The organism is Mesorhizobium sp., assembly GCF_965229135.1.
In the GTDB taxonomy this organism is placed as follows: domain Bacteria; phylum Pseudomonadota; class Alphaproteobacteria; order Rhizobiales; family Rhizobiaceae; genus Mesorhizobium.
Genome location: NZ_OZ245860.1, coordinates 4,338,370 through 4,352,643, shown reverse-complemented (window position 1 = coordinate 4,352,643; position 14,274 = coordinate 4,338,370). Strand labels below are relative to the sequence as shown.

The 14,274-nt window shown below is 64.4% G+C and carries 11 protein-coding genes; 7 read left to right on the top strand and 4 right to left on the bottom strand.

Going from position 1 to position 14,274, the window contains the following annotated elements; all coding sequences use genetic code 11:
• Positions 1-205: 205 nt before the first annotated feature.
• Both ACO07C_RS20760 and ACO07C_RS20755 read right to left on the bottom strand, forming a co-directional pair.
• Entirely contained in the window at positions 206-1,807 is a 1,602-nt protein-coding gene (locus ACO07C_RS20760) for an inorganic phosphate transporter (RefSeq protein ID WP_421916022.1), read from the bottom strand.
• 119 nt (positions 1,808-1,926) lie between these two features.
• On the bottom strand, positions 1,927-3,141 hold the full coding sequence (locus ACO07C_RS20755) for an ROK family protein (protein WP_421916021.1): 1,215 nt from the start codon (positions 3,139-3,141) through the stop codon (positions 1,927-1,929).
• A 208-nt stretch (positions 3,142-3,349) separates the two neighbouring features.
• Here ACO07C_RS20755 and ACO07C_RS20750 point away from each other — a divergent pair, with 208 nt between their 5' ends.
• The 6 genes from ACO07C_RS20750 (at position 3,350) to ACO07C_RS20725 (ending at position 9,428) form a co-directional block, all read left to right on the top strand.
• The gene (locus tag ACO07C_RS20750) at positions 3,350-4,588 is read left to right on the top strand and encodes an extracellular solute-binding protein (RefSeq protein ID WP_421916020.1); all 1,239 of its coding nucleotides are present in this window, start codon (positions 3,350-3,352) and stop codon (positions 4,586-4,588) included.
• Positions 4,589-4,669: 81 nt separating this feature from the next.
• Complete coding sequence (locus ACO07C_RS20745; protein ID WP_421916019.1) at positions 4,670-5,554, top strand: carbohydrate ABC transporter permease; 885 nt, start codon at positions 4,670-4,672, stop codon at positions 5,552-5,554.
• Positions 5,554-6,399 carry a carbohydrate ABC transporter permease gene (locus ACO07C_RS20740; RefSeq protein ID WP_354463829.1) on the top strand — a complete coding sequence of 282 codons (846 nt, stop codon included), beginning with the start codon at positions 5,554-5,556 and terminating at the stop codon, positions 6,397-6,399. Before ACO07C_RS20745 ends, ACO07C_RS20740 begins: the two co-directional genes overlap by 1 nt.
• The gene (locus tag ACO07C_RS20735; protein ID WP_421917578.1) at positions 6,396-7,418 is read left to right on the top strand and encodes an SIS domain-containing protein; all 1,023 of its coding nucleotides are present in this window, start codon (positions 6,396-6,398) and stop codon (positions 7,416-7,418) included. Before ACO07C_RS20740 ends, ACO07C_RS20735 begins: the two co-directional genes overlap by 4 nt.
• Positions 7,418-8,356 (top strand): PfkB family carbohydrate kinase, encoded by a 939-nt coding sequence (locus tag ACO07C_RS20730; protein ID WP_421916018.1) that lies wholly within the window; start codon positions 7,418-7,420, stop codon positions 8,354-8,356. The genes ACO07C_RS20735 and ACO07C_RS20730 overlap by 1 nt, the downstream gene beginning before the upstream one ends.
• Positions 8,343-9,428 carry an ABC transporter ATP-binding protein gene (locus ACO07C_RS20725; RefSeq protein WP_421916017.1) on the top strand — a complete coding sequence of 362 codons (1,086 nt, stop codon included), beginning with the start codon at positions 8,343-8,345 and terminating at the stop codon, positions 9,426-9,428. Before ACO07C_RS20730 ends, ACO07C_RS20725 begins: the two co-directional genes overlap by 14 nt.
• Positions 9,429-9,491: 63 nt before the next feature.
• On the opposite strand, the gene ACO07C_RS20720 is transcribed toward ACO07C_RS20725, so the two are convergent.
• A complete protein-coding gene (locus ACO07C_RS20720; RefSeq protein WP_421916016.1) occupies positions 9,492-10,502 on the bottom strand; it encodes an amino acid ABC transporter substrate-binding protein in 1,011 nt (336 codons plus the stop codon).
• A 115-nt stretch (positions 10,503-10,617) separates the two neighbouring features.
• Positions 10,618-13,674 carry an aminotransferase class III-fold pyridoxal phosphate-dependent enzyme gene (locus ACO07C_RS20715; protein ID WP_421916015.1) on the bottom strand — a complete coding sequence of 1,019 codons (3,057 nt, stop codon included), beginning with the start codon at positions 13,672-13,674 and terminating at the stop codon, positions 10,618-10,620.
• 131 nt (positions 13,675-13,805) lie between these two features.
• On the opposite strand from ACO07C_RS20715, the gene ACO07C_RS20710 reads away from it, so the two are divergent.
• Positions 13,806-14,246: an Lrp/AsnC family transcriptional regulator gene (locus tag ACO07C_RS20710; RefSeq protein ID WP_421916014.1), complete on the top strand. Its 441-nt coding sequence runs from the start codon at positions 13,806-13,808 to the stop codon at positions 14,244-14,246.
• Positions 14,247-14,274 lie beyond the last annotated feature (28 nt).

Below are 14,274 nucleotides of genomic sequence, written 5' to 3'. Positions count from 1 at the left end.
CGGCATGGATCCCATGGTCTGCGCCGCGTCGCTTCACTCCTTGCTCCGCCATAGGATGACGAAGCGATAGGCGTTTCGGCCAATAGGCATGTTCCACGTCAACAGAAACCAGTACGTCCTCGCCTAATTGCACGCGGTGCTCGGTCAAAGAAAAAGGCAGCGCCGGCGACCGGCGCTGCCTTTTGTTTGAGAGCCCTTGTTCCGCTCAGAAAACCTGGCGGAAGATGATGAACAGCACGAAGGCGAGCGCGATCGAGCAGGGCAGCGTCAGCACCCAGGCAAGCGCCAGGTTGCGCACCGTTGCCCATTGCAGCCCCGAGCCGTTCGCCGCCATCGTTCCGGCGACCCCCGATGACAGCACATGGGTCGTCGACACCGGCAGGCCCAGCCGATCGGCCATGCCGATGGTGACCATGGCGACGAGCTCGGCGGCGGCACCCTGGCCATAGGTCAGATGGCTCTTGCCGATCTTCTCGCCGACCGTGACGACGATGCGCTTCCAGCCAACCATCGTGCCTAGCCCAAGCGCCAGCGCGACCGCAACCTTCACCCAGATCGGGATGAACTTCGTCGCGTTGTCGACGGCCTTGTGGTAGTCGGTCACCGCTTTCAGATCGGCCGGCTGCATCGGCAGCAACTGCTTCTTGTCGATCAGCTTGAGCGCCTCGCCAATCAGATAGATGTCGTTGCGGGCATTGCTCACCAGATCGGTCGGCACCTTTTCGACCGTGGCGTAGGGCTGCAGCTCAGCGGTCGTGTTGTGGATGTATGTCTGCAACGCGAGCGTCGTCTGGTCGCTCCAGGTCCTGGTGCGCACGGCATCCTGGACGGCCGCCTTGGCATCAGTGACGGTGACGCCCGGCTTGACATATTTGCCCAGCGCCTGCTCGACGCTGGCGGAAGCCGATTTGTAGGCTTCGAGATAATTGATGTCCGGGGTGCGGTTGAGCGCGTAGGCGGTCGGCACCACGCCGATCAGGATCAGCATGATCAGGCCCATGCCCTTCTGTCCGTCATTAGAGCCATGCGCGAAGCTGACACCGGTGCAGGTGAAGATCAGCAGCGCACGGATCCACAGGGGCGGCGGCGCGTTGCCCTTGGGGGACTCGTAGAGCGCCGGATTGCGAATGAGGAACTTCATCGCATAGAGCAGGGCCGCTGCGGCGAAGAAGCCGACGATCGGCGAAACCAGCAAGGTCACCCCGACATTGGTCGCTTGTGACCAGTCGACACCGCTGGTCGCGCTGCCGACGGGCGCCATGAACTGGTTGGCGAGACCGACGCCGATGATCGAGCCGACCATGGTGTGCGAACTGGACGCCGGCAGGCCAAGGAACCAAGTGCCGAGATTCCAAAGGATGGCGGCGATGAGCAGAGCGAAAACCATGGCGAAGCCGGAAGATGACCCGACCTGCAGGATCAGCTCGACCGGCAGCAGCGACAGGATGCCGAACGCCACGGCGCCGCTCGATGTGAGAACCCCGAGGAAGTTGAAGGCGCCCGACCACATGACCGCGAATTCCGCCGGCAGCGAACGCGTATAGATAACCGTCGCCACCGCATTGGCCGTGTCGTGGAAGCCGTTGACGAATTCGAAGCCAAGCGCAATGAGCAAGGCGATTCCAAGCAGGATCCATGGCACCGTCTTGGCCACGGCAAGGTCCTGGCTAAGCGCGTAGCCGACATAGACGATGCCAACCAGCACGAGCACGCCGAAGGCCGGCAAGAACCACTTTGCGCTGCCCGACCGCTCCAGCGGATGCTCCGGTCTCGGAATACCCGCTTCACTAGAAACTATATCCACCATGTCCCACTCCTTTTGCATCGCAGCAAAGAACCGGGGGAACGCTATGTCCGTACAATGAACCTTGTGTGACGCCGCGTAACTTCGCGCGAACGCATGGCCGCGCTTGATCGATGGCGCCCTCAGAAACCGTCGGATCTCGTTTTCAGGATCGCCGAGAACAGCGGGTCGAAAGCCCGGCTGATCGGCGCCGCCGCCGCGCCGATCGCGATCGACCAGGGATCCGTGGTGCCAAGCTGCAGGCGCGGCAGGTTTCGCCCGGGCCGGTCGGCGATCGACGGCAGCAGCGGATGCATGCCTTCGACGAGGCGTCGGGCCAGCGCCTCCGGCGCGCCACTGGTCAGGATGACGGTCTGCGGATCGAAGATTGTCTCGATGAGATGCACGCTCCAGCGCAAATCATGCGCCGCGCCCTCTATCCAGGCCATGATCCTGGGATCTTCGGCCGCGGTCATCATGCCGATCCGGTTGTAGAGCCCGTCATCGGCGGGATCGAGGCCAAGGTGCTGATAGAGCGACGCGAGTGACGCCCGATGTTCGAGCGGCGTCGAACCCGGGCCGGCCGGTGACAGCAGCGCCATGCCGATCTCGCCCGCATTGCCATGGCCGCCGCTGTAGAGCTCACCGTTCAGGATCAGCCCGGCGCCGATACCGTAGCCGACATAAAGACAGACCGCGTGATCGACCCCATGCGCGGCGCCGACCATGCGTTCCGCCGTCGCGCAGGCGGCGGAGTCGTTCTGCAAGCCGACATTCAAGCCTGTGCCGGCGGCAAGCGTCTCCAGCAGTGGAAATTTCTGCCAGGCAGGCATCATCCATTTGTCGTCCGAGTTCTTCAGCCCGAAGGGGCCTGGCATGGCGACGCCGAGACCGACGAGGCGTCCTTCCGATTGGGCGGAAATGCCAGCCAGTTGACGCCGGACACCATCGACGAGGCCGAGGATGACCTCGACGCCTTTCGACGGCTCGTCAAACGGCAGGTTCGCTTCCGCCCGCGCCAGCACGCTGCCGACCAGGTCGACGGCGACGGCCCGCGTCAGGTGGCGGTCGATTTGCAGGCCGATCGCAAAGGCCCCTTCGGGAACCAGCCTGTAGGGGGTCGAGGGCTGGCCCCTGCCCTTTCGAACCGTATCGAGCCCGACGACGAGGCCATCTCGTTCGAGATCCTCGATGATGTTGGAAACGGCCTGCTTGGTCAGCTGCGTCGCCCGCGCCAGATCGGCTCGCGAAAGCGCGCCATTGAGGCGCAGCGCCTCGATCATGACACGGCGGTTGTGCGCGCTCGTGCCTTCCTGGTTGGTGCCGCTTTTGGCGCGGATCGGACTGACATCGTTCACCGGTGTTTCCCCTCTTGACTCCATTAGAATATTGATCGACTAATTAAGTCAAGCGGGTTGACTTAATGGCGAAACCAACCGCGGAAACAATACGGCGAGGGGCATTTCCCGTCACCGCCAACCGGTTGGGAAACATAGGTCACGCGACATCAACCCGGGAAGGCAACATGGACAGCCGACCCGTCAACATCGGAAATGGGAGAAGAAGATGCTGAAATCGATCGGTAAGACCCTGTTGGGTGCAGTCTTTGTCGGGGGGCTGTTGGTTCCCCACGCTTTCGCCGAAACGTCGCTCAACGCGCTTTTCATGGCCCAGGCCGCCTATAGCGAGGCCGACGTTCGCGCCATGACGGATGCCTTCACCAAGGCCAATCCGGACATCAAGGTCAATCTCGAATTCGTCCCCTATGAAGGCCTGCACGACAAGACCGTGCTCGCGCAGGGCTCGGGCGGCGGCTATGACGTCGTGCTGTTCGACGTCATCTGGCCAGCCGAATACGCGACCAACAAGGTGCTGGTCGACGTCTCCTCGCGCATCACCGACGACATGAAGAAGGGCGTCCTGCCCGGCGCATGGACCACCGTCCAGTATGACGGCAAATCCTATGGCATGCCCTGGATCCTCGATACCAAATACCTCTTCTACAACAAGGAAATGTTGGAAAAGGCCGGCATCAAGACGCCGCCGAAGACCTGGGAAGAGCTGACCGAACAGGCCAAGATCATCAAGGACAAGGGCATCGTCGCCACGCCCATCGCCTGGAGCTGGTCGCAGGCCGAAGCCGCGGTGTGCGACTACACCACGCTGGTCAGCGCCTATGGCGGCGACTTCCTCAAGGGCGGCAAGCCCGACTTCCAGAACGGCGGCGGTCTCGACGCCCTGAAATACATGGTGGCAAGCTACAAGTCGGGCCTCACCAACCCGAATTCCAAGGAATTCCTGGAAGAGGATGTGCGCAAGGTGTTCGAGAACGGCGACGCCGCCTTCGCGCTGAACTGGACCTACATGTACAACATGGCCAACGATCCCAAGGACAGCAAGGTCGCGGGCAAGGTTGGCGTCGTGCCGGCGCCCGGCGTTGCCGGCAAGAGCGAGGTTTCCGCGGTCAACGGCTCGATGGGCCTTGGCGTCACTGCGGTCAGCAAGCACCAGGACGAAGCCTGGAAATACATCACCTTCATGACCTCGCAGGCGACGCAGAACCAGTACGCCAAGCTCTCGCTGCCGATCTGGGCGTCTTCGTATGACGATCCGGCAGTCACCAAGGGTCAGGAAGAGCTGATCGCCGCGGCCAAGCTTGGACTGGCCGCGATGTATCCGCGCCCGACCACGCCAAAGTATCAGGAACTGTCGACCGCCCTACAGCAGGCGATCCAGGAATCGCTTCTCGGCCAGTCCTCACCCGAGGACGCCTTGAACACCGCCGCCAAGAACAGCGGCCTCTGAGCTGATATCCTCGATGCGGGCGGCGCTATGGTGCCGCCCGTGCTATGTCCAGATCCAGACGAATGAGAAGAGGCGCCTCCCATGTCGGGCACATGGATGACAACCCGTGCGTGGCTGCTGATGCTGCCGCTTCTCGTGGTCATGGTCGCCGTCATCGGCTGGCCGCTGATCGACATGGTCGGCCTTTCCTTTACCGATGCCAAGCTCATCGGCACGGGCGGCAATTTCGTCGGCTTCGGCAATTATACCAACATGCTGTCCAGCTCGAACTTCCAGCGCACGCTGGTCACCACCACCCTGTTCGCCGTCATCTCGGTGGCAGCGGAAATGGTGATCGGCGTTCTCGCCGCACTTCTGCTCAATCAGCAGTTTTACGGCCGCGCCGTGTTGCGGGCACTGATGATCCTGCCCTGGGCGCTGCCGACGGTGGTCAACGCCACGCTGTGGCGGCTCATCTACAATCCTGAATATGGCGCGCTGAACGCGGCACTCACGCAACTGCATCTCATCGATGCCTATCGCTCCTGGCTGGGTGAACCGGGAACCGCGCTGGCGGCGCTGATCGTCGCCGATTGCTGGAAGAATTTTCCGTTGGTGGCGCTGATTGCGCTGGCGGCCCTGCAGGCGGTTCCGCGTGATATCACGGCTGCCTCGCTGGTCGACGGCGCCGGGGCTTTCAACCGCTTCCGCTTTGTCATCCTGCCCTATCTCGCGGGGCCGCTGATGGTGGCGCTGGTGCTGCGCACCATCGAGGCCTTCAAGGTCTTCGACATCATCTGGGTGATGACCCGTGGTGGCCCGGCCAACAGCACGCGCACCCTGTCGATCCTCGTCTACCAGGAGGCCTTTTCCTTCCAGCGTGCCGGCTCCGGTGCGTCACTGGCGCTGATCGTCACATTGCTCGTGACCGTTCTGGCTGTCGCCTACGCCGCGTTGGTCCGCAAGAGCGCCGGGAGTGCCACCTGATGGAACGCAAAAGCCCCGCCTTCAGCATCTTCATCCATGCCTGCGCGCTGCTGCTCGCCGTCATCATCCTGGCGCCCATTGCCTGGCTGTTCATCATGAGCATATCGCCAGCCGCCGACCTCGCCGCCAAGCCGCTGCGCTGGTGGCCGCAGAGCGTCGACTTCTCCCGCTACCAGCAGCTGCTGTCGACGGCGGAAAACAGCGCTGGCGCCGCCTTCACCTCGTCACTGCGCAACAGCCTCGAAATCGCCGGCATGGCGACGCTTGCCGGCCTGCTCCTGGCCATTCCCGCCGGATGGGCGGTCTCGCGCACGCCGTCGATCGGCTGGTCGCTGTCGATGGTCATCGCCACCTACATGCTGCCGCCGGTAGCGTTGGCCGTGCCGCTCTATATGGGGCTGTCGCATCTCGGCTTGCTCAACAACGTCTTCGGTCTGGCGCTGGTCTATCTGACGATCCTGGCGCCCTTCACCACGTGGCTGATGAAGTCAGGCTTCGATTCGATCCCGCGCGAAATCGAGGCCGCCGCGATGATCGACGGCGCCGGCCTGTTCCAGACGCTGCGCATCATCACGCTGCCGCTGGCCGCCCCGGTGATGGCGACCTCCGCATTGTTCGCCCTGCTGCTCGCCTGGGACGAATTCTTCTACGCGTTGCTGTTCACTTCGGACCAGCGCGCCAAGACCCTGACCGTCGCCATCGCCGATCTGGCTGGGGGACGTGTCTCCGACTACGGATTGATCGCGACAGCCGGCGTGCTGGCCGCCTTGCCGCCGGTTCTGATCGGCCTCGTCATGCAGCGTGCGCTGATCTCCGGCCTGACCAGTGGTGGCGTGAAAGGATAGTGATGACTGCAGCAAAAAACCGACCGGCCGGGCTCGTCGCGATTGATCGTGAAATGGCGCGCCAGCATGCGGACGCGACTGCCTCGTTCCGACAGAACGTTGACATGGCCGCAAGGGTCGCCACCTCGATCCGGCAGACCGGGCGTCTGCTCCTGCTTGGCATGGGCGGCTCGCATGCCGTGGCGCGCGCCGTCGAACCGCTTTACCGCGCGGCCGGCATCGACGCCATTGCCCTGCCGCTTTCCGAGCAGCTCGGCCAGCCGCTGCCGCTGGCGGGCAGGACCGTGCTGGTGACGTCACAATCCGGCGAAAGCGCCGAAGTCGTCAGGTGGTTCTCGGAGGCCAGCGTCGCTTCCGACACATTCGGCCTGACGCTTGAGGAGGCCTCGTTCCTGGCTCGCACGGTTCCCTGCCTCGTCGGCGCCGGCGGCACCGAACTGGCCTTCGCCGCCACCCGCAGCCTGACCGTCACTTTCGCGCTGCATCTCGCAATCCTGTCGGCGCTCGGCCAGGACCCGGCTGCCGCACTCGCTGTACTTGAAGGCCCCGACGCCGGCGACATCGAGGGGGCGCTTGCCGCGCTGAGCGACGTGACCAGTATCGTCACGTCGGGCCGCCAATTGCAGGGCCTCGCCGAAGCCATCGCGCTTGGCCTCACCGAACTGTCGCGGCTGCCCTGCTTTTCGCTGGAAGGCGGCCAGCTCCGCCATGGCCCGATGGAAATGCTCGGCGCCAAGGTCGGCGTCATTCTGTTTCGTGGCAACGACCAGACCTCGGACCTCGTCGCCGGCATGGCCGCCTCCGTGGTCGAGGCCGGCTCGCCGCTGGTCATCTTCGATTCATCCGGGCAAGCGCCGGCCGCCGGCGCCGTCACGCTTGCATTCAAGCCTCAATCCGGCATGGCCGCGATCCTGGCCATGCTGCCGGTGGCGCAACGCCTGATGGTCGCCTTTGCCGACGCCCGCGTCGACAATGCCGGCAAGCCGGTTCGTTCCAGCAAGATCACCAGGAGCGAATGATGCGACCGCTCGCAGTGATCGGCAACGTCAATGTTGACCTGATCGTCGGCCCGGTCGCACCGTGGCCGAAGGCCGGAACGGAAATCATCGTCGACCACGACGAATTGCGCGTCGGCGGCCAGGCGGGAAACAGCGCGCTCGCTTGGGAGGCGCTGGGCATCGACTTCGAGATCGCCGCCAATGTCGGTGACGACCAGTTCGGCCGCTGGCTTCGCGAAGCCTTTGGCCGCCGTGCCGACAGATGGCCGGTGCGTCCCGAAGGCACGACGCTTTCCGTCGGCATGACCCATCCGGACGGCGAACGGACCTTCTTCACCACGCGCGGACACTTGCCACGCTTCAGCCTGGCCGATGTGTTTTCGGTCCTCGACGGCAAGCGCTTGTCCGGCGGCCACGCATTGTTGTGCGGGTCCTTCCTGACCGACGACCTCACCGCCGACTATGATGCGTTCTTCGACTGGGCCGACAGCCACGGCATCGCCGTCGCGCTCGACACCGGCTGGCCGATCGACGGCTGGACGCCAGCCAATTGCGACGCCGCGCGCGCCTGGCTGTCGCGCTGCGAACTGGCGCTTTTCAACGAGGTCGAGACCGTCACCCTGGCACGGCTGGAAAGCCCGATGGACGCCGCGCAAGCAATCAGGTCCGGAATGAAGAAGGGCGCCACTGTCATCGTCAAGCGCGGACCTGAGGGCGCGATCGCCATCGGTCCCGACGGCATTCCGGTGGAGGCCACGGCGCCCGGCGTGAAGGTCGTCGACACGATCGGCGCCGGCGATGTCTTCAACGCGGCATTCCTCGCGGCCCTTGCACAGGACCAGACGCTGACCGCTTGCCTGTCCGCCGCCACCCGCGTGGCGTCGCGTGCGATCTCCACCTTGCCCCGCAACTATGGCGGGCCGATGCATTTCGAGGAAGCCATGCATGAGCGCGCTTGAAATCCGCAACATCCGCAAGAGCTACGGCAGTGTCGAAACACTGAAAGGCATCGACATCGCGCTGGAGAGCGGCGAGTTCCTGGTGCTGCTCGGCTCGTCGGGCTGCGGGAAGTCCACGCTTCTCAACATCATTGCCGGCCTCGCCGAGGCGACCAGCGGCGACGTGCTGATCGGCGGCCGTTCGATCCTTGGCGTTCATCCCAAGAACCGCGACATCGCCATGGTGTTCCAGTCCTATGCGCTCTATCCGAACCTGACGGTCCATCGCAACATCGGCTTTGGCCTGGAGATGCGCGGGGTTGCGGCCGCCGAGCGCGACAAGGCCGTGCGCGAAGCGGCAAAACTGCTGCAGATCGAGAACCTGCTCGACCGCAAGCCGAGCCAGCTTTCCGGCGGCCAGCGCCAGCGCGTCGCCATTGGCCGGGCGCTTGTGCGCAAGCCGCAAGTGTTCCTGTTCGATGAGCCGCTGTCCAACCTCGATGCAAAGCTGCGCCTGGAAATGCGCACCGAACTCAAGCGCCTGCACCAGCTGCTGCAGACCACCGTCGTCTATGTCACCCACGACCAGATCGAGGCGATGACGCTGGCGACGCGGATCGCCGTGATGCGCGACGGCAGGATCGAGCAACTCGGCACGCCCGAGGAGATCTACAACCATCCGGCAACGCTCTACGTCGCTGGTTTTGTCGGCGCGCCGTCGATGAACATGCTGCAGGCCGTTCTCGAAGGCGGAAAACTGGCTATTGCCGATTCCAGTGTGAAACTGTCCCTGCCCGCGCGCTATCGGAACGCGGCCAGCGACGGCTCTCCGGTCGTCGTCGGTATCAGGCCCGAGGCACTCCGGGTGGCGACCGGAGCCGCGACGGACTTCTCCTTGCCGGTTGGGATCGAAGTCGTCGAACTGACCGGCCCTGAACTTGTCACCACCGCCAGGATCGGCACACAGCGGCTGACGGCATGCCTGCCGCCACGCACCGGCATCGCCAAGGGCCAGAACTGCGTGTTCACTTTCGAGGAGGATGCGCTGCGTCTCTTCGATCCATCGACAGGCAAGGCGTTCAGGCCGGGCTGAGACAACGGCCTGCGCAGGTGTAAGACGCGCGCAGGCCGCTATGGCCCCGCCAATATTCGACCCTCAGCGAGCCGGCGGTGCGTACATGATGCCGCCGGCGTTCCACAGTGCGTTGAGCCCCCGCGCGATCTTCAGCTCGCTGGACTTGCCGAGATTGCGCTCGAAAACCTCGCCATAGTTACCGACCTTCGCTACGATGTTGTAGGCAAAGGCGGCATCGAGCCCGAGCTGCTTGCCATTGTCGCCTTCGACGCCGAGGAACCGGCGCACCACCGGATTCTGCGTTTTCAGCGAGGCTTCGGCATTGGCCTGGGTGATGCCTTCCTCCTCGGCCTCGACCAGCGAGAACAACGTCCAGCGCACGATGTTGAACCATTTGTCGTCGCCCTGGCGCACGGCAGGCCCGAGCGGCTCCTTCGAAATGATCTCGGGCAGTACAGTGTAGGCGCCGGGATCGGTGAGTTTCAGGCGTTGCGCATAGAGCGCAGAAGCGTCCGTGGTGTAGACATCGCAGCGGCCGGTATCGAACGCCTTGATGATGCCGTCAGCGGAATCGATGACGACGGGCTCGTATTTCAGCTTGTTGGCGGTGAAATAGTCGGCGACGTTCTGCTCCGTCGTCGTGCCCTGTTCGGCGCAGATCGTGGCGCCGGAGAGTTTAAGCGCGCTGTCGACGCCGAGGTTCTTGCGCACCATGAAACCCTGGCCGTCATAATAGGTGGTACCGACGAAATGGATGCCGAGGCCGCTGTCGCGCGACAGCGTCCAGGTCGACTGGCGTGACAGCAGGTCGACGGCTCCCGACTGCAGGGCGGTGAAACGCTCCTTGGTAGAAAGCGGAACGTAGTTGACCTTATCGGCGTCGCCAAACACGGCCGCCGACACCGCGCGGCAGAAATCGATGTCGAAGCCGGTCCATTTCCCCTGGTTGTCCGGAGACGAGAAGCCCGCGACGCCCTGGCTGACGCCACAATTTATAGCACCCCGCTGTTTGATGATGTCGAGCGTATCCGCTTTCGCCGGCGCGGCCATGGCCGCCGAGCCGAGCAGGAATGCAGTGATCAATGCTTTCATGGTTTCCTCCCTCTATGAGTCAAAGCCTCTCCTCCCGCCGGCGCGCAGGCGCCGGAAGTTCACAAACTTGCTGTCTTCATGTTCTGTCCGCATGCCCGGGGCATGCGGGCTTGTGCTACGCCCTTTCCGCCAGGACCGAGGCGAAGGTTTCATCGAGAACGTCGACCAGATGATCCGCATTGGTCCGGCTGAAGATCATCGGCGGCCGCATCTTCAGCACATTGTCATGCGGACCTTCGGTGCCGATCAGCACGCCGCGCGCCCTGACCCCGTCATTGATGCGGCGCGCAAGCGCGGTCGCCGGCGCCTTGCCCTTGCGGTCCTCGACCAGTTCGATGCCGAGGAAGAGCCCCTGGCCCCGCACATCGCCGATGATCTCGTAGCACGCCTTCAACTGCCTGAACCGCGCGAGCAGATAGTCGCCGATCTCGGCCGCGTTCCGCCGCAGGCCGTCGCGTTCGATGACATCGAGCACGGCAAGCCCCGCCGCGCAGGACACCGGATTGCCGCCGAACGTGTTGAAGTACTCCATGCCGTTGTTGAACGAGGCGGCGATCTCCGAGGTCGTCACCAGCGCCGCCATCGGGTGGCCGTTGCCGATCGGCTTGCCCATGGTGACGATGTCGGGCGTGACGCCCTGCGTCTCGAAGGCCCACCAATGGCTGCCGACCCGCCCGAAGCCAACCTGTACTTCGTCGGCGACGCAGATGCCGCCGGCGGCGCGCACCATCTCGTAGACTTGCTTCAGATAGCCGTCGGGAAGGAACACCTGGCCGGCGACGCTCGGGATCGATTCGGCGAGGAAAAGACCAGGTGCCCTGCCCTGCTTCGCCATATCGGCGATCTGTTCGGCGACGCTTTCGGCGAAACGTTCCGCGTGCTCCGCCAGCGGCCAGTCGTCCGGGGCGCGATAGCTGTCGGGAATGACCGCCTCGAACACATGCGGCGGGCGGCCCTTGCCGCCCTTGCGCTTGTACTTGTAGGGGCTGAGGTCGATCAGCTCCTGCGTGGTGCCGTGATAGGCCCAGTCGAGCACGATCGCCTCGTTGCGGCCGGTGTGGTTGCGCGCCATGCGCAGCATCAGGCTGTTGGCCTCGCTGCCGGAGCAGGCGAAGGAGGCAACCGACAGGCCGGCCGGCAATGTCGCCGTCAGCCGTTCCGCGTAGGTGACGATGGCGTCGTGCAGATAGCGCGTGTTGGTGTTGAGCTTCGCCGCCTGTCTGGCGATCGCCTCGACCACGTCGGGATGGGCATGGCCGAGGTGGCAGACATTGTTGAAGCAGTCGAGGTAGGCGCGGCCGCGATCGTCGATCAGCCACGCGCCTTCGCCGCGCACGAACTTGATCGGCTCTGAATAGGAGATGGAGAGATTGGACAGCAGCGACGCCTTGCGCGCGGCGACAATCTCCGGGCGGGTCCGGCCGGTTTGGTGGAAGGTTTCCGGCGGTATGCCGGCGAGTTCCGCGGCATCCGGAAACAGCTCCTTCCACACGTCGAGATAACGCGCCTCGCCAACGCCGAGGATGTCGCGCGCCGGGAGGCTTGCGTCGGTCGATATCTGGAAATGCAGATGCGGCGCCCAGCCGCCATTTTCCGCCGCCACGCCCATTTCGCCGACAACAGCGCCCGCTTCGAGACGGTCGCCGGCCTTCAGCCGCCTGGCCACCTCATGCGCGAGATGCCCCCAAAGGGTGATGAAGGCCGGACAGCCCTCGGGCTCGTGGAGCAGCGCAACGAGGCAGCCATAGCCGAGCGGGTCTTCCTCGATCTCGACGCTTTTCACCGTCGCCGCGAGCGGCGTATAAAGCCTCGTGCCCGCCGGCATGAACAGGTCGAGGCCAAGATGGTGGGCGCGGCGGCCGCCTTCGACGAAACGGGACCGGAAGATGTCGCTGGTGTAGACCGTGCGCTCCTCGCCCCACGGGCCGATGCCCAATGCGATGCGATTCTCGGCGCAATAATTGTCCCACCACGCGGTCGCCTTGTCCGGCTGCCTTGCGGCCGATGTCACCGTCATCGGATGATGGGGATCGCCGTAAGGCACGATCGCCTTGGCAAGCGTCGCTGGATGCCGGTCGAGTATACCAGCCAGGTGCTTGCGGTTGGCGCCGATCCAGCTTGTCACGGCGGCGGCTCCCGCAGTGGCCTCGAAGCCGCAGGCGTGGCGCAGGATCGCCGTGGCGAAACGCCGGTTCATCAGCCCCATGCGCCGCAGCAGCCGCCAGGCCGGCGCCTCGCTGATGGCGAGGTATGGATTGTCGGCGGTCCGATCCTTGCGGGCGGCCGAGAGCGTCACCGAGGTCACGAGCCGCATGGCGATAAGATCGAAGAGAAGCTCCACCTCCTCCTCGCGCAACGGATATTCGGCGTGGAACCCGGCAACCAGCCGGGCCGCGTCACCGATCGGATCCTCGGCTTCGAGGATGGCATAGGCGCAGGCGACGGCGACCTCGGCGATCAGCACACTGTACAGGGCGTCGCCGAAGTCGATCAATCCGGCGACGCGCTCCGGCTCTGCCGGATCGACAAGCACGTTCCAGTCATTGGCGTCGTTGTGGATCACCTGTGCCCGCAAAGCCGGCAACCGTGGCGCCACCTTGGCATCGAAGTGATCGATGAACCCGGTCAGCAGGGCGCGATCCCTGTCGTCGGCGATATGGTGCAGGCGCGCGCGCGCGGCACCTGCCCGGCGGATGTCCCAGTCGAACGACCGCAGCGCGCCGGGGTGGATGAACCCTTGCAAGGCACGGTCGAGCCGGCCAAGCGCGCCGCCGAGGCTGGCAAGGAGGCCCGGCGTGGACCGGCATTGGGCAAGCGGCTGGCCGGGAAGCCATGACACCAGGCGCACGGCGTGTCTTTCGCGACCAGCGCCGGCGACATGGGCAAGCGGTGTGCCAAGCACCGTCTTCCTGAGGCGTGGCGCGGCCAGGCCAGGCGCGTTGCGTTCGAGATGGTCGAGCAGTGCTGTCTGGAATTCGCTCTCGCCATCCGGCTCGCTGGCGTTGACGATCTTCAGGATCCAGAACGATCCGTCCGGGGCAGTCAGCTTGAAATTCTGGTCGCGCTCGCTTTCGAGCGGCGCGACGACGCCTGCAACGCCGAAATGCCCCCCGACAAATTCGACGGCTTCGTTGGGTGAGAATTGCGGGGCTGGGTGGGAGACGTCGGTCATGCGGAATCCGGATTTGCTTTCGCCGAAGCTTGGCATGGGTCAAAAAATCGGGCATCCGGCAAAGCGTCGGTTGTGCCGTCACAATGACTGCATCGACCGGCAGTTTAACGGAACCACTGGGAGCGGGGGCGATGAGGGAACTGGACGCCAAGGACCGGGACATTCTCGGCATCCTGTCGAAGGAAGCCCGTATCCCGCTGAAGACGCTTGCCGGGCGCATAGGCCTGTCGCGCAGCGCAACCAGCGAGCGGGTCGCCGCGCTTGAGAAGAGCGGCGTCATTCGCGGCTACCGGGCCGATATCGGCCAGATGGACAAGGGAATGGTCGTCGCCTTTCTGTTCGTCACGCTGGTGCGCACGCCATCGATCGGCATCCTCGACCAATTGGCGCGCTATCCGGAGGTGCGGCGGGTGTCATCGGTCAGCGGCCAGCTCGACCTGATCGTCGAAGTCGAAGTGCCGTCGATCGATCGGCTGAACACGCTGCGCGATGCCGTCGCCAGCCATGGCGGTGTCGAGGATCTCACAACCGCGATCGTTCTGCGCCGGGATATCGAGCGGACCGCCGGATGAATGTCTCCCGGCGCATCGCGCGCCGGGC

Excerpts from the sequence above, each read along its gene's own strand:
- ACO07C_RS20710 (WP_421916014.1), top strand. The coding sequence starts at position 13,806 with ATGAGGGAACTGGACGCCAAGGACCGGGACATTCTCGGCATCCTGTCG.
- ACO07C_RS20720 (WP_421916016.1), bottom strand. The coding sequence starts at position 10,502 with ATGAAAGCATTGATCACTGCATTCCTGCTCGGCTCGGCGGCCATGGCC.
- ACO07C_RS20740 (WP_354463829.1), top strand. The coding sequence starts at position 5,554 with ATGGAACGCAAAAGCCCCGCCTTCAGCATCTTCATCCATGCCTGCGCG.
- ACO07C_RS20715 (WP_421916015.1), bottom strand. The coding sequence starts at position 13,674 with ATGACCGACGTCTCCCACCCAGCCCCGCAATTCTCACCCAACGAAGCC.
- ACO07C_RS20745 (WP_421916019.1), top strand. The coding sequence starts at position 4,670 with ATGTCGGGCACATGGATGACAACCCGTGCGTGGCTGCTGATGCTGCCG.
- ACO07C_RS20730 (WP_421916018.1), top strand. The coding sequence starts at position 7,418 with ATGCGACCGCTCGCAGTGATCGGCAACGTCAATGTTGACCTGATCGTC.
- ACO07C_RS20725 (WP_421916017.1), top strand. The coding sequence starts at position 8,343 with ATGAGCGCGCTTGAAATCCGCAACATCCGCAAGAGCTACGGCAGTGTC.
- ACO07C_RS20760 (WP_421916022.1), bottom strand. The coding sequence starts at position 1,807 with ATGGTGGATATAGTTTCTAGTGAAGCGGGTATTCCGAGACCGGAGCAT.
- ACO07C_RS20750 (WP_421916020.1), top strand. The coding sequence starts at position 3,350 with ATGCTGAAATCGATCGGTAAGACCCTGTTGGGTGCAGTCTTTGTCGGG.